Origin of the sequence: Paenibacillus radicis (ex Xue et al. 2023) (genome assembly GCF_024722015.1) — a bacterium.
GTDB lineage: Bacteria > Bacillota > Bacilli > Paenibacillales > NBRC-103111 > Paenibacillus_S.
The window spans coordinates 1-20,675 of sequence record NZ_JANQBD010000013.1 but is presented as its reverse complement, the minus strand read 5'-3'; the positions used below and the strand labels follow the sequence as shown (position 1 = coordinate 20,675).

Genomic DNA, 20,675 nt, shown 5'->3' with positions numbered 1-20,675 from the left:
CATTGACCTAATGATCTACGGTCCATTGACCTAATGATCTTCAATCCATTGATCTAATGATTTATAATCCATTATCCATTGAGCTCACAGATCCTCGAAGTAAATGGCTTCGAATACAGAGATTCCTTTTTAGCAATAATTTAGGATACAATAGGAGGGATGATTTAAAGAAGAATGGAGATGAAAGTATGGAAGCAGCAAAGTACATAGCTTATTTCAGTTCCTATGCGGGTAAAGAGTCGCCGGGTATTTATATTTATCATTTTGACGAAGAAAAAGAGGAGCTGTCCTTCATCGAGTTCGTGTCAGGCTTGAAGGACCCATCGTTCATCAAACTAAGCCCCAAGCATGAGACTCTTTATGCATTCTCTCAAGCTGAAGGGGAGACGGTTAAGTCGGCAGCAGTCGCTTACCGGATTGAAGCGGGTACAGGCAAGCTTAACTTATTGGGGCAGCAGTTCACTGCAGACAAGAGCTCAACTCATATCAATACAGATCACGCCGAGCAATTCCTGATGCTGGTCAGCTATTCAGGTGGCACACTTTCCCTGCTGCCGCTCAGTAAAGACGGCGAAATCGGCGAATTATGTGATCAGGTGAAGCATGAGGGCAGCAGCATTATGCCTAAGCGCCAGGAAAGCGCACATCCACACTCGATTTACACTGATCCGTCCGATCAATTCGTAGTTGTTCCCGATCTTGGCCTAGATAAAATCATGGTATACCGATTGGATCGAGCAGAAGGTAAGCTGATCCCGCATGATGAGGTTCACCTGGCACCTGGATCAGGGCCGCGGCATATGACGTTTCACCCGATATTGGATTATGCCTACGTCATTCAGGAGCTCAGCTCAACCTTGACGGTGCTATCCTATGATCGTCAAGCAGGCAAGCTGGAGCCGGTGCAAATCGTCAATACGCTTCCGGAGCAATATGATGGCTCCGATAACAGCTGCGCTGAAGTGCAAGTATCGCCATGCGGCTCCTTTTTATACGGCTCCAATCGGGGACATGATAGCATTGTAGTATTTTCAATCGATCCGCAAACGGGTATGCTGACGCTGGTAGATCATACCTCTACGCTGGGCAGTCATCCGCGTCATTTCAGCCTGACTCCAAGCGGCCGTTATTTGTTCGCAGCCAATAAGGATTCCGATTCGGTACAGCTATTTAAGGTCGACCTGGCGAGCGGTAAGCTGACCTCAACCGGCCAACATATTTCAATATCGCAGCCAACATGCGTGCGGTTCTATCCTATGTCGTCTCAAGCGTAAATTAGCTTCTTTGAATAAAAGGCGGTTTCAGACCCGAGTTGGGCTGAACCGCTTTTTTTGCTTTTTTTTATAGCCAACCCATCTATGTAATTGGTTGCTTTGCGGTTGTAGCATTAAGTTGATTGTTTGCAGTAACCGCACACCTTGCTGTATAATGAACCCGAACTGTCGGTAGATCCGAATGGTTTGTTTTTGTCTTGCTTGAAATTGTAAAGAATTTAGTCAACGCCTACAAGAAGGGAAAGTCGCCCGATGCCTAAATTTTTAATGCGCCTCTTTAGCTTTACCTTTATTCTTGCGACGATCCCTGTCGTTTCCATAGGAATTATTTCATATTTTATATCCTCTAATGATATAGAAGAGAAAGTGAAGGAAGGGAATATGCAGGTATTGCTGCAGACGCAAATGCGTGTGGAGCAAGTATTGAAGACGCTGGAGTTGACCTCGCTGCAATATATCAATTCACCGCAGGTCATTAATTCTCTGAATGCAAATTTGACTTCGGATGATTTTACAGAGGTACGGAGCTTATCAACGGGCTTGTACAATTTGCAAACCTTTACAAGTGTTCGTGAAGCTTATTTGGTTAATATACAGAAGGACTGGATGATCAGCTTTTCTACTTTTGGAAAATATAGCGCATTTGCTGAGCGTGATACGTTTGCGGCTTATGCTAAAAAGCCTAACACCAGCTTATTTTGGGACACGGGTGCACGGAAAAATGATAAAGCAGTTGATTCTGCCGCTGCTGCTGAGGAATCATTCACACTTCCAGCTATCCGTATGGTTTACAAAATTCCTGTCGTTCCTACTTTAAGCCAGCCTAAGGCGCTGCTGGTCGTTGAGATATTAAATAATCAAGTAAGCAGTCTGCTTTCTAACAATAAGAAGCTTGGAGATGTGTTTGTCCTTGATCGGGATGGAAATAACTTCCTGGCGGATAATAACGAATCTGAAAATAATCGGGCTATCCACGAGCTTGTTCTTCAAAAGGTTCATGCAACCCAAGATGAATTCGGATTTTTTAATACGAAGGTTAATGGTACGGAGCTCGGAGTCTCTTACCGTTCCTCTCCGTATAATGGATGGATCTATGTTTCATCCGTATCCATTGAGGACATTACGCAGCAATCCAAGAAAATAGCTTGGATTACGTTTATCGTTTGTACGATTTTGTTCGCTTTAATTGCTCTGTTCGCTTTTTATGGCAGCCGAAAAATGTATTCTCCTATAAAACGGTTATCCGAGTTTACGAAAGGAATTCATACGGAAGGACAAGATCCCAGAGATGAATTTGTTTCATTAGAAGAGCGTTTCCGAACTATGTTTAGTACAGAGAAGCAGCTGCAGCAGCAGGTTAGCGGCCAGTTTTCGCAGCTGAAGGAATTTTTTGTGCTCAAACTTTTTACCGGGCAGCTGTCTGATAATGATTTCGCTTACCGTTCACAAATGTACGGTTTTCCAACTGAATGGAAAAGACTTGGAGTTCTGACCCTACAGATCGATTCGTTGGATGAAACCCGCTATGAGGAGCATGACAGGGAGCTCTTGCTGTTTGCCATCAATAATATCGTAGGTGAGCTCGTTCCGCAGAATAAACGGTTTAGTCCTGTTTTGCTGGAGCTATCACAAGTAACATTAATGACCAGCGACTTGGAAAATGAAGATGATTTAAAAACCTATTTCTATCAAACAGCGGAACTTATTAAGAATAAGGTTGACGAATTTTTGCAGCTTCCGGTTAGCATAGGGATTAGTCGGCCTTTCTATAAAGTAACGGAAGCCGTGCATGGCTACGGAGAGTGCCTGGAGGCGCTTAAATGCAGAATGAGCTTGGGTCATACTATTATTGTCCATTACGAGGATATTGATGCGGGCAAGCAGCCTATGGAAGTTACCGTGTACACTCAGCTGAAGCTGCTCGAGGATCAGTTGGTTAATGCCTTGAAGCTGGGCGATGTGCAGCGTGTTGACGAGGTTTTTGATAAATACATTACGGCTATAGTAAATAAGGACATCCACTTTAATGAATATCCGGTTCTGATGATGCAGCTCATTTCAAAAGCATTTCAGCTTGTTCAGGAGCAAGGTGGGGCTGTAAAAAAAGTGCTTGGAGATAAAGCTTCGATCGAGCATTTCCTGAAGCTGAATACGCTGGAGGATATCATCAAATGGTTTAAGAACATCCTCTTCGAACCGATTCTCGCTTTCTTGAACCAACAGGCCGAATCGCAATATTTAAATATTGCAACTCAGATGGTGAGGCTTGTTCATGAAAGATACGACCAGGAAATATCGCTCGAGGCCTGTGCTTCGATCCTTAACTTCCATCCGGTGTACTTAAGCCGGGTGTTCAAGAAGGAGATGGGGATCAACTTCAGTGAATATTTGGCGGAATATCGCATGAATATGGCGAAGACATGGCTTGAGAATACAAGCTGGAAAATCTCTGAAATTGCCGAGAAGCTGAGCTATACAAATACGACAGCATTTATCCGAACCTTTAGGAAAATTGTTGGAGTGACGCCAGGACAGTACAGGGAGCAATACAATAGAGACCAATAATAGGATAGAGTGAAGATTCGGGTGATAGCTGCCCGGATCTTTTTTTTATGGTCGGGGCAGTCGAGATTAGTTAACTGGAATTTCTGGAGCTAATTCTTCCACTTCATCGTTTATATAGATTTTAACTGGAATAGCTCCATCTAATATAGCGCTATTGGAGGAAAAATATCAAAAATTATGGAAATAACAGGACGCTTTCCTGTTATTTGGGCGATTTATTTGCATATCCTATTATTAACTTGAGGATTTCCTGTTAATCTAGGGGACCTACCATGGCTCTCATGTTCACTATTGTCAAGTGGTACGAAGCATAGCTAATAATAGCTGATCAAGTTAAAGTCACGATCCTAACGATGTGGCTGCGGTAAGTACAACACTTCAAAAGACAATGCAGATTGTCATCCAAAGCTTCAGATACCGGGCTTTGCCCCGAATGAAACCCCTATTGATGCATCCAGAGGCGCGCCTGTAATAAGCAAAACCGATAATAAGAAGCCAAGGCTGATGATACTGCACTTTTTTCAGAGACGGGACGGGGTGGTTCCTCTGCGCTCATTTTTTGGATTTATATCTGCATATGCTGATTTTTCAAGGAAGAATGAGGTTAAATAAAGTCGATTCAAGGTTGAAATTCGACTATTGGCGCGCTTAAACCCCTTAATATGGCTTTAAAACGCGATGAAACCTAAGTGAAAATACTGTATTACAACAAGTTTAATTAAGGCGATAGCCTGTTCTGAGTTAAGGTGTGATAATAAAGTTAAATCAGACAACAAAGCATGTTGGGAGGACAGTTTATGAGTTTACTAGCGAACAATACAAATGCAAAAGTAAAGGTTAAACAACGCAGCCCTTTAATGAAAGATTTGATCAGAGACAGATGGATGTACTTTATGTTACTGCCGGGGGTGCTGTTTTTTATCATATTTAAATACGTCCCTATGTACGGTTTGATCATTGCTTTCCAGGATTACAAACCACATTTAGGTATGATGGACAGTCCTTTTGTAGGCTTAAAACACTTTACCCGCTTTTTCAGTGAGCCGCAGTTTTTTGAGTTGTTCCGAAATACAGCATTGCTTGCGGTTTACAACCTGGCTTTCTTTTTCCCGCTTCCCATTGTATTGTCCTTAATGATGAATGAGGTTAGAAGAGAGAGATTCAAGCGTTTTGTACAAACATTGGTTTATGTTCCCCATTTCGTGTCCTGGGTTGTTGTAGTAGGTGTTTTCTATATGTTGCTTACTACTGAGGGCGGTATTCTTAATGAATTGCTCTTCGTTATTACTGGTGAAAAAATCGCATTTCTATTGGAGCCAGACTGGTTCAGAACTATGATAGTTACTCAATCTATTTGGAAAGAGGTAGGTTGGGGCACGATTATTTTCCTGGCTGCTTTATCCGGTGTTGATCTGCAATTGTATGAAGCTGCACGGATGGACGGAGCTAACCGTTGGAGACAGATGTGGCATATTACACTTCCTGCTATCCGAAGCACTATTGTTATTTTGCTAATACTTCGTTTGGGTTCTTTCTTGGATTCAGGGTTCGAGCATATCTTCCTGATGCTAACTCCGACTAACCGTGAGGTTGGGGAAGTGTTCGATACTTACGTGTATGTAAAAGGTTTGACGCAGTCACAGTTCAGCTACAGCGCCGCGGTTGGTTTGTTTAAGTCAGTCGTTGGATTAGCTCTTGTTATGGGCGCTAACTGGCTTGCCAAAAAATTCGGTGAAGAAGGCGTCTACTAAGCCTGGATATTGAAAAAGTCCCCTTTTGATCACGAAGTAACCAAGTAACACTTACAATGCCAGTTTCGCAAAAGCGAAGCTCTAAGGAGGATAAAACGCATGAATCACGATAACACATTAGGCAATAAAATTTTCGACGGCGTTAACTATACAGTGCTTACACTTGTAAGTCTTATCACTATACTTCCATTTATTTATATTCTTGCAGTTTCATTCACAAGCCCGCATGAGGTAGCCAAGGGTGGATTCATTTTATTCCCCAAAGAGTTCTCCTTGTCCGCATATAAATATATTTTCTCAACGAACACACTTATTAAAAGCTTAGGCGTTTCAATTTACATCACAGTGGTGGGAACAGCGATTAATTTGTTGTTAACCTCACTTATGGCTTATCCATTGGCTCGCAAAACATTGCGTGGGCGTCAAACGATCATGATGGCTGTTTTATTCACAATGTTGTTTAGCGGCGGACTGATTCCAACTTATTTCGTTGTAAAAGCAATGGGATTAACGAATACTTTGTGGTCGCTGATGATTCCTAATGCTATCAGTGCGTTTAACCTGATTGTATTGAAAAACTTTTTCCAACAAATCCCTGATGGGCTGGAGGATTCGGCTCGAATCGATGGCTGCAGTGACGTAGGAGTGTTGTTCCGTATCGTTCTTCCTTTGTCACTACCGGCTATGGCTACATTCGGTCTGTTCTATGCGGTAACTCACTGGAATCAATTTTTTAACGCCATTATGTACATTAACGACAACAACAAATGGCCGGTGCAGGTATTGCTTCGTGAGATCGTAATTCTGGCGCAAAGTCGAATCGGTGACACAGGCTTCGAGGAAGCGGAGATTCAACCGTTAACCATTCGTATGGCGGTTATCGTGTTTGCAACAATTCCAATTATGCTGGTGTATCCGTTCTTGCAGAAGCATTTTGCCAAAGGAGTTATGCTAGGCTCGGTTAAAGGCTGATCTCTTTAAGCTGGGGGGACTCAGGAATGAATTTGAAGTCAAGGATGGCGATGGGGTGCGCAGCTTTCGTTACAGTGGCATCCCTTGCCGCTTGCGGTGGCGGGTCTTTAGCTCAACAAACCAAGGTTTCAGTAAAGGACAGCAGCTCTCCAATGAGGCTCTCCATTGCTTTACCTCAAGTTGGTGATATTCCAGATAAAGGAAATGAGATCGAGCAGCTCATCGAGAACTACACGCATACCAAACTTGATTTTCAATGGATTCCGAACGCAGCTTACACCGATAAAATAAATGTAATCATTGCCTCCAATGAGATGCCTAAGCTGTTAAGAGCAGAGAATACTCCGGCTATTGTCGGGGCCATTCAGACCGGTTTGTTTTGGGAACTGGGACCTTTTTTGAAGGATTACAAAAATCTAAGCGCCCAAAACGCCCAATATTATGACAACGTATCCGTTAATAGAAAAATATACGGCATACCCAATTTTCGAGAGATGGGCCGCGCTGCATTCATTTACCGGAAGGACTGGATGGACAACTTGGGATTGCAGCAGCCCAAAACTATAGATGAATGGTATGAAGTACTCAAAGCGTTGACACTGAATGACCCTGATAGAAACGGCAAAAACGATACGTTCGGCATGGTCTTGTACAAAAAGTACAATGAAGGACAAGCCTCTCTAGCCACACGGTTTGCTGTTAGTCTGGGAGCGCCCAATAAATGGTCTATTGAAAATGGGAGCTTCGTACCCGAATTCATGTCCAAAGAATATGGTGAAATGCTGAAGCTGTTCAGAAGGCTGTATAGTGAGAAGCTGATCAATCAGGATTTTGCTGTGTTCGACCAATCGGAAGCTGAGAAGCTGTACGACTCCGGTCGGGTAGGCATTCGCGTAGCTGTTGCACAAAATGCTAAAAGCCAGCAGGATCGCTTATCCAAGACGGATCCGAGGTCCATCGTCGAAGTAGAGCCGATGCGAGGGGCACAAGGTATCCGTGTCGCCGGTGAAACGGGAAATAACGGATTCTATGTTATTCCCAAATCCTCCGTTAAAACCGAGGAGGAGTTAAGGAAGGTGCTTACCTTCCTGGATCAAATGATGGACCCTCCTATGGCTACGCTTCTTCTTAGAGGGGTTGAGAACAAGCACTTTGTGAAAACCGGGGATAAAACGGAGTATATCAATTTTACAGCCTTCCAAAGAGAAGTGAAGCCCTATCGTGATAATTTGCCGCAAATCGAGGGCTATAATGTAGCTGAGTTGAAGGATACGTCGCTGGGTGAGAAAAGTCAAAAAATTGCTGTCGATAATTTCCGGTATTTGGTTCCTAATCCAGCGCTAAATTTACTGTCGCAGACTTATTCCGAGCAAGGCAAAAACCTGGAGCAGATCATTTGGGACGCTCAAACGAAATACATTATGGGTAAAATTGATGAAGTCGGCTGGAAGGCTGAAATCGACAAGTGGATGCAGGCTGGCGGCTCCAAAGTGATGCAAGAGTATAAGGCCGATTACGAAAAAACGAAAAATAAATAATCAAACAAATGCAGAGGTGGAATCTAACATGAAGAAAAGATATGCTGTATGCGGAGTAAGTAACAGAGCAATGGGGATGTTTATCGGACCTATGCTGAAAACTTTTAACAATCACACTGAAGTAGTAGGGTTGCTCGATATTGATCCAAAGCGCCATGATATCTGTAAGGAGAAGTTTCCGCAGCTCGCCGATGTTCAACAATACGGAGCTAATGATTTTGACCGCATGGTTGCGGAAACGAAACCAGATGTCATTATCGTAACAGGCCGTGATGATACTCATGCTGGCTACATTATCAGTGCGTTGGAGCATGATCTAGATGTACTTACAGAAAAGCCAATGGCTACGACCGGAGCCGATTGCCGCAGAATTATGGATGCCGAAGCTAAAAGCAAAGGGAAAGTAACCGTTACTTTCAATTATCGCTATGCGCCGATTCATACCAAGATCAAGGAAATGGTTCTGGAAGGCAAACTGGGCCGCATTACGTCCGTTGATTTGAACTGGTATATTGATACTTATCATGGAGCAAGCTACTTTAAGCGTTGGAACCGCGTTCGTGAAGTTTCCGGCGGTCTGTCCATTCATAAAAGCTCTCACCACTTTGATTTGGTAAACTGGTGGATCGGGCAAAAGCCTGTTGAAGCATTTGCTTTTGGCGCACTGAACTATTACGGTCCTGAGGGTGAATTAAACCCTAAGAAAGAGGACGGCCGCTATTGCAGCACCTGTGAAGTGAAGCAGGATTGCAATTACTATACACGCTGGTCTACCCGCAGCAGAGATATGAACATCAAGGATGACCACTTGGGAGCATTGGGCAATATGAGACCGACAGATGCCTATAGCAACTATCGTCCAGATGCCTGTATTTACGACTCTGAGATCAATATCGAGGATACGTACACAGCTACGGTTCGGTATGATCAAGGAGCATTGCTTAGCTATTCCGTTAACTTCTCAGTTCCTTATGAGGGCTATCGTCTAGCTATTAACGGAACCAAAGGCAGATTGGAAACGACTGAATTCCATATGCCAGCAAGAGTACCTTTCCCAACTCCTGTGCAAACTATCGATTACTTCCCGATGTTCGGCTCGAAGGAAACGATTCATGTCGTCCATCGTGAAGGCGGACACGGCGGCGGTGATCCGGTATTGCTGGAGGATCTATTCCTTGGACCTGATCCGAAGAGACCTTACACGATCCTGTCCGGCAGTGAGGATGGTGCGGATTCTATCGGAACCGGCGAAGCTGTATGGCGTTCCGTTAAGGAGAAAAGAGCTGTGCGGATAGACGAGGTTTTATCCGGCAAGCTTGAATTAATAAAAAGCTAACCTAAATATATAAATGGTAGAGTTTCATGCGTACAGCATGAGGCTCTTTTTTTCAACCAGAATTCCAAATAGTTTCCCGGGAAATATCGACATTCTTCATTCATTGAGAAACAGAAGAGAGGGGGATTTTTTTTCGCGATTATGTATCTAACTAACATAGAGGTAAGTAACTTTCACTTAAGAAACGATCTTTTAATTTGCCGATGAAAGGGGTACCATTAACAATAAATTAATAAACGTATCGGAGTGGTCAACATGGAACCATGGAAACGTACGATGTGGATATTATTTGTAGGTGTGCTTCTTTGCAGTTCGAGCTATACGATGTCGGTGCCCTTTCTTCCTTTGTTTCTGTTGGATCTCGGCGTAGATCAAGGAAGCGTCAATCTGTGGGCGGGGATCGTGTATTCCTCGGCTTTTTTAATTGGCGCTATTATGGCGCCGTTCTGGGGCTCGCTAGCTGACCGTTATGGGAAGCGGAAGATGGTTATTCGCGCAGGGTTAAGCATTGCGGTCATCTACGCTTTGTTCTCGATTGTTCAGAGCCCTTGGCAGCTTGTTGGCGCAAGGCTTCTTCACGGCTTTGTCGGCGGCTTCGTTCCAGCCTCGATGGCTATCGTAGCTTCGAAAACCCCGGAACAGCATATGGGCTGGAGCCTGGGCATGATGCAGGCTGGGACGATGTCCGGCGGCATCTTAGGTCCGCTATTCGGCGGTGTTCTGGCGGAGTGGTTCGGATTTAGGATGTCCTTTGTCGTAGCCGCCTGTATCATCTTTATGGCATCCATGGCTGTCATTTTCTGGGTGGATGAAGGGAAGAACGCTTCTGCAGCGACTAATGCGAGAGTTGGAGTGCTGCAGACGTGGAAGGAAGCGGGACGAAACCGGACACTTTTGCTTATGCTGGCTCTACTGTTTGTTTTCCAGCTGTCTATTAATATGATCCAGCCGTTTCTTACGTTGCACATAGCAGCTCTTCAAGGTAAGCTTCAGGGCGCGGTGCTAACCTCGGGCATAATATTTTCCATCATAGGAATAGCCGGAATTGTCGCTTCGCCCTTTTGGGGAAGAATAGGCCAAAAGTATAGCTATACCATCATCCTCAGTATTTGTCTGCTTATCGCTGGCTGTGTGGGCTCTACCCAATATTTTGTGCAGCAGCTGTGGTTATTTACGGTAGTGCAGTTTATATTCGGATTTTTCATGGCTGGGGTTACGCCCTCCATCAATACAATGGTCATTAATAATACGGATGCCGGATTCCGAGGACGCTCATTCGGCTTGACCACAAGCGCCAATCAATTTGGTGCTATGGCGGGACCGTTAATAGGAGGCGTGCTGGGAATTGGACTTAACATCCATTGGATTTTTGTCGTAACAGGGATGATTCTGATAGGAACGGGTATGGTTGTGTACTTAAGCTCAAAGCGTGCCAAGCAAAAAGCTGAACAGTTGGGAGCGAGCACACATTGATGAAATGGGTGACTTTTTTATTAGAGTTTATACGGTTCCTCATCTTTTTTGCATTAGGGCTTATGGTATTAGGTGAACTGGAGCGAGTCTTGTATCAATCGCTGGGAATCCAAATGGGCGGGAGCCTGTGGTGGATGCCCGGACTCGCTAATGTGCTGCTTATGTTTATCGCATACCACAATTGGTTGCAATTCTCAGGCTGGTTTAAAAGTCCGGTTAATCGTAAATTAACAAAGCGAACAACGTTGGCGCTAGTCTGCATAGCTCTGCTTCTGCTTATTTTTCCTTTTTTTATATAAAAAAAGGATTGCCCGCATATCACCTATGAGTTATTATTCTATAATATGGAAAAATGGCCAAGTGCAGGGCGATTGAAATAAGGGAAGGTGAACGGATGAGTCTTATTGAAGTACAGGATTTAAACAAAACATTCCGGCAAGCGGTTAAAGCTCCCGGGTTGTTAGGTGCGGTTAAACACATGTTTACTCAGGAATACAAGGAGAAGCAGGCGGTAAACGGTATTAACCTGAGTATTGAGGCCGGGGAAGCCGTAGCTTATGTAGGGCCCAATGGAGCCGGCAAATCGACTACGATCAAGATGCTTTCAGGCATTTTGGTTCCGACATCCGGTAGTGTAATGGTTGATGGAGTGGTTCCGCATAAACAAAGAACGGACAATGCACGCAAAATCGGCGCTGTATTCGGCCAACGAACACAATTGTGGTTTGATCTTCCGATCATAGAATCCTTTGCGCTGCTCAAAGATATTTACGAAATTCCGGAGGCGGTTTACCGGTTCAATATGAGCCGTTTTACAGAGCTGCTGTCGCTGGATGAATTTCTGCATTTACCTACCCGCAAGCTGTCCTTGGGACAACGGATGAGAGCGGATTTAGCTGCTGCTCTGCTGCACGACCCTCGAATTGTTTATTTGGATGAGCCGACAATCGGCTTGGATATTGCAGTAAAGGTGAAGATTCGTGAGTTTATTAAGCAGATCAACCGTGAGCAGGGAACGACGATTATTTTAACGACTCATGATTTGGAAGACATCGAGGATATTTGCCGCAGACTTGTTATTATCGATCAGGGAAGGATCATCTATGATGGGAGTCTGCAGGCTGTCAAGGATGCCTTTGCTCGAGAGAGGACGATTCACTTCCAATTGAGTGAGCCGCTATCCGGCAATAGACACACATTAACCGATTGGCCAGGAGCTTTCGTAGAACAGAGGGAGGGGCAGCATATTGCGATTCGGTTTGACCGGTTTGAGGTATCGGCAAGCGAGGTAGTAAGCCGTGTTATGCGATTGGGTGAAGTCATTGACTTCCGCATAGATGAACCGAAGATCGAGCAAGTGATTCGCAGAGTTTACGAGGGCGAGCTAGTATTGACGGATACGGAGCCACCGAAAGCGATGGTGGGGAATGATTAGAAAATATGTGACATTAGCTCAAATATCCATGCAAAACAGCATTGCGTATCGCAGTTCCTTCATCATCAATATTGTAGGAAGTCTTCTTCTCCTTGTATCCATGATGTATCTATGGAAGGCGATTTACGCGGAGAGAACCGAAGTAGGCGGTTTTACTTGGGAAGCTATGAAAGCGTATTTATTGATAACCTTTATTTCGAATTCAGTCCTGTCCTATACTTCAGAAGGCCGCATTGCCGGAAAAATCCGCGACGGCAGCGTCTCCTTGGATTTGCTGAAGCCGTTGGATTTTCAAAAAGCACGCTTCGCCGAAACATTGGGGACGAGCTTATTCGAAGGAACGGTGACGATTCTGCTGACGGTCTCGGTGCTCGCCTTTTTCTCAGGAGTACAGATGCCTGCAGGCTTCACGGCTTGGTTATTATTTGCAATAAGCTTACTTGCCGCGCTGCTTGTAAAATTCGGTGTGGTCTATCTCGCGGGCTTATGCTGCTTTTGGACGGATAGCTACTATGGCATCTCACTTGCGCGAGCAGCTATCACCAACCTGCTCTCGGGAGCATTGGCTCCATTGGCGTTTTTTCCGGATTGGTTGAAATCGATTTGTCTGCTGCTTCCGTTTCAAGGTATCGTTCACATTCCGGCTTCGATCTATTTGGGACAGGCTTCTTCATTGGAAGCTGTTCGTATGGTCGCCGTCCAACTGGTATGGGGCATAGTGTTATGGTTGCTTGGTAAACTGCTGTGGAGCATAGCGGTCAAAAAAGTGACGATACATGGTGGATAAAGGAGAGAAATTAGAGCAGGAAAGAGGTGGCCAATGAAGAGGAAGATAAGTCGAGCTATGTATTTATATGTTCGGCTGATGAGCCAGCAATTGAAAGCCATATTGGAATATCAGGCGGATTTCTTGCTTCTGGTTATTGCAGCAGGGCTGACGCAAGCTATGGGACTTATTTTTATATGGGTCATCTATCAGAAAATACCTCAAATCCACGGTTGGGATTTCTGGGAAGTTATTTTTATTTATGCGATCATCAATTTTACTACAGGCGTTTCCCAGTTCTTTTTTGAAGGGACATGGCGCATCGGATTTCTGGTTAACTCAGGGGAATTGGATCGAATGCTGCTCCGCCCCATATCGCCTGTACTTCAGGTGCTTGGCGGTGCTGTCGGAATGAACGGTTTAGGAAACATGGCTGTCGGAGGTATCATGCTGGTAAATGCGCTTCGTTATGTTCATATCGATTGGACCTGGGATAAGGCGCTCATGGGATTTGTATTATTTATCTCAGCTATGGTTACGCGCACCGCAATTAACCTAATTTCCAATTCACTTGCTTTTTGGACACATGCCCCGAGTAACGCATTGCCTATGATGGTCAGCAGCTTAGCCGAGTTTGCCAAATTTCCGATAACGATCTATTCGTTCGGCGTACAGCTATTTTTCTCGTTAATAATCCCGTATGCGTTTGTAAGCTTCTTTCCTGCGGCCTACTTGTTCGACAAGCAGAGCTGGGGCTGGATCGGACTGCTAACTCCGCTGGCTGCAATCTACTGTGTAGTTCTTGGCTTAGCGATATTTAGAAAAGGTTTGAGTCAATACGAAGGAGCGGGGAGCTGAAAGTGGCTCTTTATTGGGACAGATTTTAAAAAGAGCTTACTATTGTCCTCGCTCTAAATTGAATAGAATATTGGAATGTGTTGTAAAGAATCAATCTCTGCTCGCTTCGTAAATTTTTTGAGCTAGCATCTTGGGCTCTGTTTTTGCTGTAGACATATGATCGCCATTTCCTTTAATAAGCCGGAATAACCCTAGACGACTGGACATATGCGGATGCCAGCCATATCCCCCACCTTGGGGCAATGCGTTATCGACTGTGAGGTAGATATAGCTTTTTGGAATAGTTAGCGTATAAAATTTTTTGAGATCCAGTTTTTCTAAAAGAGGTTTTGCAGGCTCAGGAGATATTTCACTGTACATTTGCTGAGCGAGCTCCAGGCTTGCCAAGTTAACAAATGCATCCCGGTACAGAGGAAATGGAAGCATGATGGTATTATCCTTTGAGCTTTGAACGAGGCTAATTATTGTCTCGCGAAACGGAGCCGGAAACTCATCTCCAAGACTCTCTCCGTCCTTCAGAACAAAGGCATTTAGGAATACAAGTCTTTTAAGTCGGTCCGGTACGAGCTCAGCAACCTTTTGAACTAATGTGCCTCCGAAACTGTGTCCAAGTAAAATGACGTTACTCAAATTTTTCGAAATGATGTAGTCGGCAATCGATTTTGTGATCATGGCGTGTGATACATCCTTGTTAGGGTCAGCGCCATGTCCCGGATACTCGGGTGTATAGACGGTGTGGCCTTTTTTACGCAATTCATTAGCTATTCCGTTCCAGAAGCTGGAGTCTGCCCATGAACCATGGATAAGAACAAAGGTAAGCGGCTGCTGCCGATCCCAATAATCCTCTTGATTCCTGGAAGCCGCGGGAGCAACCGGAGGAGTGGGAATAGCAGGTTGACCGGCTGGATAATAGCTTGGATCCCAACGCATCCCGGAGAGATGGGCTGGAATGAAGTAATAAGGCCATGGATAAGCAGGAAAAGCTTGCTGTTCGGCAATAGGGAGATAAGGAGTGTTATTCAATCCGGTAGTGTTTTGTCGCATGTTCACGTTCCTTTTAAATTAGATTAGATACATCACTATATGCCCAATGATTGTTTTGGTTAAAGCGGATAAATTAAGGAGCGTTGCTGCGCGTACCTGCGCGTACCTGGCCAAAGGCCGGGTTTTTCGTATTGAACGTTTTGAAAGCAAACTAACGGCAGGGGTTAACGTAACTTTTAGGGGGATTATTTACTTGCGCACGGCATAAGCTGTAACGTACAGGCTGAGGATAGATAGTTTTATCGGGTGCCTGGAACTCGGCAGATGCTTGCGAAGTAAGTTTTGCAATAGCAAAACTCTTAGAAGGAGCCACAGACATGATTGTGCTTAGACGAAGGTGGAGAAGCAGGCCCACAGGTACCAAGAAGCTTAAGCGTAATGCTGTGTTGATTGTTTTCATCGTGCTTTTGTTTGCCGTACAATCCTTTGTATATCTGGAGAAAAATTTGAAGCCACCGCTGATGAATTTGGCAAAAGTTCGTGTGAAGCAGATAGCAACTCAGTCCATCAACACGGCCATATCCGATAGGATTGCGAATTACACTAATTTTGAACGGTTAATCGATTGGCAGACCGACCGTAACGGGAAAGTTACAGGCTTCATGCTTAATTATGCGGAGCATATGAAAATTACAGCGGATACGATTAAAACAGTCCAAAATCAGCTGAATAGCCTGAAAACAATTCCCGAACATATCCCTCTTGGGCAGGCGATGAACAGCTCGATTCTGGCCTCCTTTGGCCCTGATATTCCAATCCGGCTAGTACCGGCGGGGGCCGTTAAGGTCGATTTGGATACCCGTTATCAAAATGCGGGAATTAATATGATTCTAGTGGAGGTCTACATACGGATTACAGCGGAGGTATCTATCATCATTCCTTTGGATACCGTGCCAGAGGTTGTAGAAACGGAGGTGCCGATCTCTTATGCGCTTGTTGTTGGTGATGTTCCAACTTATTATTTTGATGGAAAAGGCAATCCTGCGGGAAATAGTCAGGCACTTCCACCGGGAGTTTCTCTGCCTCAGATAAGTGCGCCTAAGACACAAAATCAGGTCCCTCAGCATGATGATGGCCAGACCAAACAGGATAAGAAATGATTGCAAGTAATCATCCGCTCATCTCGAAAACTCATTGTAACGGCCGGGATGGCCAAAGGAACAGGTTGCCGCGGCAGTCTGTTCCTTTATTCTGAGTAGCTTCCGAAATGAAACGACATATTTTATTTTGCAAAAAAAGGAAAAAAACGTGGCTGTGGCGAATATTTTTTACTCTTAAAGTTATCAGAGAGAAGGTTAAGCATGAGTGAATATGGTGCAGAACTATTTAAAGGTACCGCTTGGTATTACTCCAGATATCGTCCTCTTTATCCTTCGTCGCTTATTCGGTTTTTAGTTAACAAATTTTCGCTTAACGGTGAAGGTCGGCTGCTTGATTTAGGATGTGGAACAGGACAATTGGCACTAAGATTTAATGATTGGTTTGAAGAAACAATAGGCGTAGATACCGAGCCAGAGATGCTGGATGAAGCAAATCGCCTGTCCAATGCCAATAGGGTGGACGACGTTAGATGGTTACAAGGAAGAGCGGAAGAGTTAGCAGCTGAATGGGGTTCCTTTAGGCTCATTACAATTGCTAAGGCGTTTCATTGGATGGATAGAGAATCGACTCTTGAAATTCTGTATAACAGTACAGAAGAAAATGGCGGTATAGCTATTATTGATAATTTTAACAAAATACAGAAATCCTCAAATTGGCAGCTCAAAGTAAATGAAACAGTTAAACGTTGGCTTGGAGATGAAAGAAAAGCCGGTAACCGTATTTACACTCCTCCCAAAGAAAGGTATGAGGATACCGTAGCGAACTCTCGATTTAAGGCTGTGGAAAGTCATGTGTTACCCAGCTACTCATACACGTGGACCATAGATTCAATTCTTGGAAATCTGTATTCCTCTTCATTTGCTTCTAAACGTCTTTTTGGCGATAACCTGGAACGGTTTGAGCATGATTTGAAATCAGCTTTATTGGACGTGGATTCTGCTGGAGTATTTACGGAAGAGCTGGCGGTATCTGTTATTACGGCTATGAAAAAATAAATGACTCTAAAGATCCGTCTAAGGAAAGGGGAAAACAGGTGAATGAAACGGATAGGTGAGGGTAGAACGGCAGAGATATTCGAGTATAGCCATGAGAAGGTGCTAAAGCTTTATCGTACCGGATTTCCAAAGGACGGGATCAAGTATGAATTTGAAATAACCAGACTTGTTGGTTCTCTTGGCATGGCTGCTCCCGAAGTTTATGAGCTGATAGAGTACGAGGAAAGGGTCGGAATTATATTTCGGTTTATAGAAGGGACGACTCTCATTCAAAAGATGGTCGAGAATCCGGCCCAGTTACATTATTTTTCTAAAATGCTGGCTGAAATGCATTTCCAAATCCATAAAAATGAATTAATTACGAATAATTTAGGCATGCATTTGCGCAAACAAAAAGAAGTGCTGGCACAAAACATTCATAATGCTTCTGAGCTTTCGAAGGATGAAAAGATTGCTATTACGAGATACCTGGAGAAGCTGCCGGACGGGAGCTGTCTCTGTCATGGCGATTTTCACCCCGATAACGCAATGATCGGAGAGAAGAATTGGATCATCGATTGGATGACCGGAATGATTGGCAATCCAGCAGGGGATGTTGCGCGCACAATGCTCTTATTCCGTTTTGGTACACTGCCAGAGGGTATACCTGGTCACGTAATGGAAGCTTTGCGTCTCATGAGAAAGAGCATGGGGGATGGGTATATAGAGCAGTATCTCGCTTATTCTGGTCTTCAGTTCGAGGATATCGATCAGTGGACATTGCCTATTGCTGCCGCCAGATTAGTAGAATGGATTCCAACGGAAGAGAAGAATGTGTTGGTTTCTTTAGTTAGAGAACGCTTGAAACAAGTATCTCGAGATCTTTAAGCAACTCTCTTAACGGAAATGATAGCTTAACAAGCAAGCGAAGCGAAGATGAGGCTGCCGGAATGGATCGGCAGCCTCACCTGAGTTATTCAGCAGCTTCATGCACCCGCTGATATCACTTATTTCCCTTTCGGCCTCAAAGCTAAAGCTTTATAGTGGCTTTTCGTTCAAATTCATGATGTGTGTGACACGATTCCTGCCATTTGCTTTGGATGCATATAGAGCTTGGTCGGCATTCTTCAGTATACTTGTATTTGAATCCTGCGGAGTAATTGTGGCTATGCCAATACTCACCGTTAGGCTGCCAATGATTTCCCAAGCAGAACTGGCGATGGTCTGCCGTAAATTCTCGGCCAGTATCTTTGATTCAAGTACATCCATGTTAGGCAAGATCAGCACAAATTCCTCCCCGCCATATCTGGCCGCAATATCCTCTTTACGGGAATGAGATTTTAAGATGCCGGCCAGCTTCTCTAATACATAATCACCGGTCTGATGCCCATAGGTATCATTTACTTTTTTGAAATGATCGATGTCCAGAATGAAGAGAGAGAAAGGTTGTCCAGTCTTGCTGTATAAGGCAATCTGCTCTTCCAGCTTTTCTTGAAAAAACCTTCTATTTTTTAAGCCTGTGAGCTTATCGGTGGTAGATAATTCTACTAACAAAGTATTCATCTCTACCAGTTCCGCTTGCTTCTTTTCAATTTCCATATGAATTTGCTGCAGCTTCTCAAGTGCTTGATCTTTTTCCCAATAAGCCTCTTCTATTTGCTTTTTCGCAGACCGCAGCTCGAGCTCATAATCAATTCGATTCCCCATCTGCATCAATATACAGTCAATAATTTCTACACCTTCACTTATAAACTGTTTTCCATTCAAGAGATATGGGATGGACTGTCCGCTGCTATCCTTCAAATTTATGAATAACTCCTCCACCTGACCATTCAAATTAATAAAAGGGTAAAAGTAAGAGTGAAAAATGAGTTTATTCGCGATGGTCATAATAGATTCCAAATGCTTGTGCACCAAATCAGCCTGTGTATATCCCATCTTATCGAGGAAGGTTTGATTTACATCCATAATTATGCCTTCATGTGTGATGGACATATACCCGCATGGCGCATATTTCAATCGCTCATCCATTGTCTAATATCCTTTCAATACAGGTTGATTGGGTCAATTACATTGAAGATACTCCTTAATCAAAGAGATGGTTTCCTCCGGATGGCTAATATGTGGATAATGACCTTTGGCCTCCATCAATCGAAACGTACTATTTTGCAAATGGCGGTGTAAATATTCTCCAACTTCCAGCGGTACAATACTATCATCCGAGCATTGCAAAATGAGTGTGGGAACCGTAGCTTTCGCCAAATCTTCCCTATGATCAGAGAAAAATGTAACTTCTGCAAATTCTCTGGCAATAACGGGATCTGTCGATATAAAGCTTCGTTCGAGCTCCTTGGACAGCATTGGAAACTCAGGATTATTCATGGCTAAGGGAGCCATAAAGCTGGCCCATCCTGCGAAATTCATCTCCATCATGTCCAGCAGCTCTATAATATCACTTTTCTCGAAGCCTCCAACATAGCTGCCAGCTTCATTCAAATAACATGGGGAAGGCCCGATCATAATCAGTTTATCAAAATAATCCGGTCGCTCGATGGATGCAAGCATCCCGATCATAGAACTGATAGAATGACCGATAAAAATAACATTTTTAAGATTATAGGATTCAATAATATCCAGCACATCCTGCATATAGCCTCGCAGAGTATGATATTTATCCTTCGTATATGCGTTTAAATCTGAGTTTCCAGAGCCGACATAATCAAACAGGATCACTCGAAACTTTTTCTCAAAAGAGGGTGTAATAAATTTCCACATGCTCTGGTCACACCCGAATCCATGCGCAAAAATGATTGTACGTACTCCTTCGCCAATCATTTTCACGTTATTCCGTACAGTAACGTCGTTCATCTTATTGGACTCCCTTATTATTCATATTCCCTTTATTCTGAGGGGGAGACCTATAAATATCAAGTGAATTTTCATAGATTAATAGTAATTACAGGAATAAATTTTGCAGCAGGATGCTTGCCTGATTCTGTGTTGGAGTATTTACAGTTTAGAATGCGTGAAAAAGCCGTCAGATGTCGTTCTCCAGCGGCTTTTTTTGTGTAAATAAAGTATAAGTTTGAACCGGAGGTTCGCCTTTCTAATATTGCAAGAAAAGCCACCTTCAGGACACGAATGTATCTTTATCGAGAGGGTTTCGAATAGAAGCTTTTGGGATAAGGAAAGGGTTTGTCCCTAAAGTAGCTTTAGCTGCTAAGGAATTGCTCCTAATTAGATGTTGTTTAAGTGATGGCGCAAAAACAGAATTCAAAGCTTGCATTCACTCTAGAGGAGATTAGGATTTTCGGACGGCCGCTGAAAGAAAGGAAATAGATGGAATTCCTCATGATAATCCGGCCTGGATATCGTTTGAGAACAATATAACTGGAAAAACTAACTCTAATTTAGGTGATATGGATGATATCAGCCCAAATACGTAGAATTAGCATGAGAAATGGATCTCTGTCAAGAAAGTAGACACTCAAATAAGAGATATCACACAACCTTTTTGTAATACATGGCCTCGTATTGATCCGGTGAAACATAGCCCAAAGAACCATGAATTCTCTTACGGTTGTAAAA

17 protein-coding genes are annotated in these 20,675 nt (G+C 43.8%); 14 read left to right on the top strand and 3 right to left on the bottom strand.

Annotated elements, in window-relative coordinates:
• Window positions 1–188 precede the first annotated feature (188 nt).
• The 11 genes from NV381_RS17995 (at window position 189) to NV381_RS17945 (ending at window position 13,968) form a co-directional block, all read left to right on the top strand.
• Window positions 189–1,274, top strand: a complete 1,086-nt coding sequence (locus NV381_RS17995; protein ID WP_258214680.1) for a lactonase family protein — start codon at window positions 189–191, stop codon at window positions 1,272–1,274.
• Between the two features lie 252 nt (window positions 1,275–1,526).
• Entirely contained in the window at window positions 1,527–3,839 is a 2,313-nt protein-coding gene (locus NV381_RS17990) for an AraC family transcriptional regulator (RefSeq protein ID WP_258214679.1), read from the top strand.
• A gap of 857 nt (window positions 3,840–4,696) precedes the next feature.
• Window positions 4,697–5,590, top strand: a complete 894-nt coding sequence (locus NV381_RS17985; RefSeq protein WP_308862029.1) for an ABC transporter permease — start codon at window positions 4,697–4,699, stop codon at window positions 5,588–5,590.
• A 99-nt stretch (window positions 5,591–5,689) separates the two neighbouring features.
• Complete coding sequence (locus NV381_RS17980) at window positions 5,690–6,562, top strand: carbohydrate ABC transporter permease (protein WP_258214677.1); 873 nt, start codon at window positions 5,690–5,692, stop codon at window positions 6,560–6,562.
• 26 nt (window positions 6,563–6,588) lie between these two features.
• Window positions 6,589–8,100, top strand: coding sequence for an extracellular solute-binding protein (locus NV381_RS17975; protein WP_258214676.1), 1,512 nt, complete (start codon window positions 6,589–6,591; stop codon window positions 8,098–8,100).
• 28 nt (window positions 8,101–8,128) lie between these two features.
• Window positions 8,129–9,436: a Gfo/Idh/MocA family protein gene (locus tag NV381_RS17970; protein WP_258214675.1), complete on the top strand. Its 1,308-nt coding sequence runs from the start codon at window positions 8,129–8,131 to the stop codon at window positions 9,434–9,436.
• Between the two features lie 255 nt (window positions 9,437–9,691).
• Window positions 9,692–10,909: an MFS transporter gene (locus NV381_RS17965; protein WP_258214674.1), complete on the top strand. Its 1,218-nt coding sequence runs from the start codon at window positions 9,692–9,694 to the stop codon at window positions 10,907–10,909.
• Complete coding sequence (locus NV381_RS17960) at window positions 10,909–11,208, top strand: hypothetical protein (RefSeq protein ID WP_258214673.1); 300 nt, start codon at window positions 10,909–10,911, stop codon at window positions 11,206–11,208. The genes NV381_RS17965 and NV381_RS17960 overlap by 1 nt, the downstream gene beginning before the upstream one ends.
• Before the next feature lie 95 nt (window positions 11,209–11,303).
• The gene (locus NV381_RS17955; protein ID WP_258214672.1) at window positions 11,304–12,344 is read left to right on the top strand and encodes an ABC transporter ATP-binding protein; all 1,041 of its coding nucleotides are present in this window, start codon (window positions 11,304–11,306) and stop codon (window positions 12,342–12,344) included.
• Complete coding sequence (locus NV381_RS17950; RefSeq protein ID WP_258214671.1) at window positions 12,337–13,131, top strand: ABC transporter permease; 795 nt, start codon at window positions 12,337–12,339, stop codon at window positions 13,129–13,131. The genes NV381_RS17955 and NV381_RS17950 overlap by 8 nt, the downstream gene beginning before the upstream one ends.
• 33 nt (window positions 13,132–13,164) lie before the next feature.
• The gene (locus tag NV381_RS17945; RefSeq protein ID WP_258214670.1) at window positions 13,165–13,968 is read left to right on the top strand and encodes an ABC transporter permease; all 804 of its coding nucleotides are present in this window, start codon (window positions 13,165–13,167) and stop codon (window positions 13,966–13,968) included.
• Between the two features lie 90 nt (window positions 13,969–14,058).
• On the opposite strand, the gene NV381_RS17940 is transcribed toward NV381_RS17945, so the two are convergent.
• Entirely contained in the window at window positions 14,059–15,012 is a 954-nt protein-coding gene (locus NV381_RS17940) for an alpha/beta fold hydrolase (RefSeq protein WP_258214669.1), read from the bottom strand.
• Between the two features lie 317 nt (window positions 15,013–15,329).
• On the opposite strand from NV381_RS17940, the gene yunB reads away from it, so the two are divergent.
• The 3 genes from yunB to NV381_RS17925 all read left to right on the top strand — a co-directional run bounded on the left by yunB (window position 15,330) and on the right by NV381_RS17925 (window position 17,975).
• Complete coding sequence (gene yunB, locus NV381_RS17935) at window positions 15,330–16,112, top strand: sporulation protein YunB (RefSeq protein ID WP_258214668.1); 783 nt, start codon at window positions 15,330–15,332, stop codon at window positions 16,110–16,112.
• Window positions 16,113–16,313: 201 nt separating this feature from the next.
• Window positions 16,314–17,108, top strand: a complete 795-nt coding sequence (locus NV381_RS17930; protein ID WP_258214667.1) for a class I SAM-dependent methyltransferase — start codon at window positions 16,314–16,316, stop codon at window positions 17,106–17,108.
• A gap of 42 nt (window positions 17,109–17,150) precedes the next feature.
• Entirely contained in the window at window positions 17,151–17,975 is an 825-nt protein-coding gene (locus tag NV381_RS17925) for a phosphotransferase family protein (RefSeq protein ID WP_258214666.1), read from the top strand.
• A gap of 150 nt (window positions 17,976–18,125) precedes the next feature.
• Here the strand turns inward: NV381_RS17925 and NV381_RS17920 are convergent, their stop codons facing one another.
• On the bottom strand, window positions 18,126–19,118 hold the full coding sequence (locus NV381_RS17920; protein ID WP_258214665.1) for a diguanylate cyclase: 993 nt from the start codon (window positions 19,116–19,118) through the stop codon (window positions 18,126–18,128).
• A gap of 33 nt (window positions 19,119–19,151) precedes the next feature.
• Window positions 19,152–19,955 (bottom strand): alpha/beta fold hydrolase, encoded by an 804-nt coding sequence (locus NV381_RS17915; protein WP_258214664.1) that lies wholly within the window; start codon window positions 19,953–19,955, stop codon window positions 19,152–19,154.
• Between the last annotated feature and the right edge of the window lie 720 nt (window positions 19,956–20,675).

What these genes read in the sequence shown, in the direction of transcription:
- NV381_RS17995 (WP_258214680.1), top strand. Translation starts at nt 189, where the DNA reads ATGGAAGCAGCAAAGTACATAGCTTATTTCAGTTCCTATGCGGGTAAA.
- NV381_RS17990 (WP_258214679.1), top strand. Translation starts at nt 1,527, where the DNA reads ATGCCTAAATTTTTAATGCGCCTCTTTAGCTTTACCTTTATTCTTGCG.
- NV381_RS17985 (WP_308862029.1), top strand. Translation starts at nt 4,697, where the DNA reads ATGAAAGATTTGATCAGAGACAGATGGATGTACTTTATGTTACTGCCG.
- NV381_RS17980 (WP_258214677.1), top strand. Translation starts at nt 5,690, where the DNA reads ATGAATCACGATAACACATTAGGCAATAAAATTTTCGACGGCGTTAAC.
- NV381_RS17975 (WP_258214676.1), top strand. Translation starts at nt 6,589, where the DNA reads ATGAATTTGAAGTCAAGGATGGCGATGGGGTGCGCAGCTTTCGTTACA.
- NV381_RS17970 (WP_258214675.1), top strand. Translation starts at nt 8,129, where the DNA reads ATGAAGAAAAGATATGCTGTATGCGGAGTAAGTAACAGAGCAATGGGG.
- NV381_RS17965 (WP_258214674.1), top strand. Translation starts at nt 9,692, where the DNA reads ATGGAACCATGGAAACGTACGATGTGGATATTATTTGTAGGTGTGCTT.
- NV381_RS17960 (WP_258214673.1), top strand. Translation starts at nt 10,909, where the DNA reads ATGAAATGGGTGACTTTTTTATTAGAGTTTATACGGTTCCTCATCTTT.
- NV381_RS17955 (WP_258214672.1), top strand. Translation starts at nt 11,304, where the DNA reads ATGAGTCTTATTGAAGTACAGGATTTAAACAAAACATTCCGGCAAGCG.
- NV381_RS17950 (WP_258214671.1), top strand. Translation starts at nt 12,337, where the DNA reads ATGATTAGAAAATATGTGACATTAGCTCAAATATCCATGCAAAACAGC.
- NV381_RS17945 (WP_258214670.1), top strand. Translation starts at nt 13,165, where the DNA reads ATGAAGAGGAAGATAAGTCGAGCTATGTATTTATATGTTCGGCTGATG.
- NV381_RS17940 (WP_258214669.1), bottom strand. Translation starts at nt 15,012, where the DNA reads ATGCGACAAAACACTACCGGATTGAATAACACTCCTTATCTCCCTATT.
- yunB (WP_258214668.1), top strand. Translation starts at nt 15,330, where the DNA reads ATGATTGTGCTTAGACGAAGGTGGAGAAGCAGGCCCACAGGTACCAAG.
- NV381_RS17930 (WP_258214667.1), top strand. Translation starts at nt 16,314, where the DNA reads ATGAGTGAATATGGTGCAGAACTATTTAAAGGTACCGCTTGGTATTAC.
- NV381_RS17925 (WP_258214666.1), top strand. Translation starts at nt 17,151, where the DNA reads ATGAAACGGATAGGTGAGGGTAGAACGGCAGAGATATTCGAGTATAGC.
- NV381_RS17920 (WP_258214665.1), bottom strand. Translation starts at nt 19,118, where the DNA reads ATGGATGAGCGATTGAAATATGCGCCATGCGGGTATATGTCCATCACA.
- NV381_RS17915 (WP_258214664.1), bottom strand. Translation starts at nt 19,955, where the DNA reads ATGAACGACGTTACTGTACGGAATAACGTGAAAATGATTGGCGAAGGA.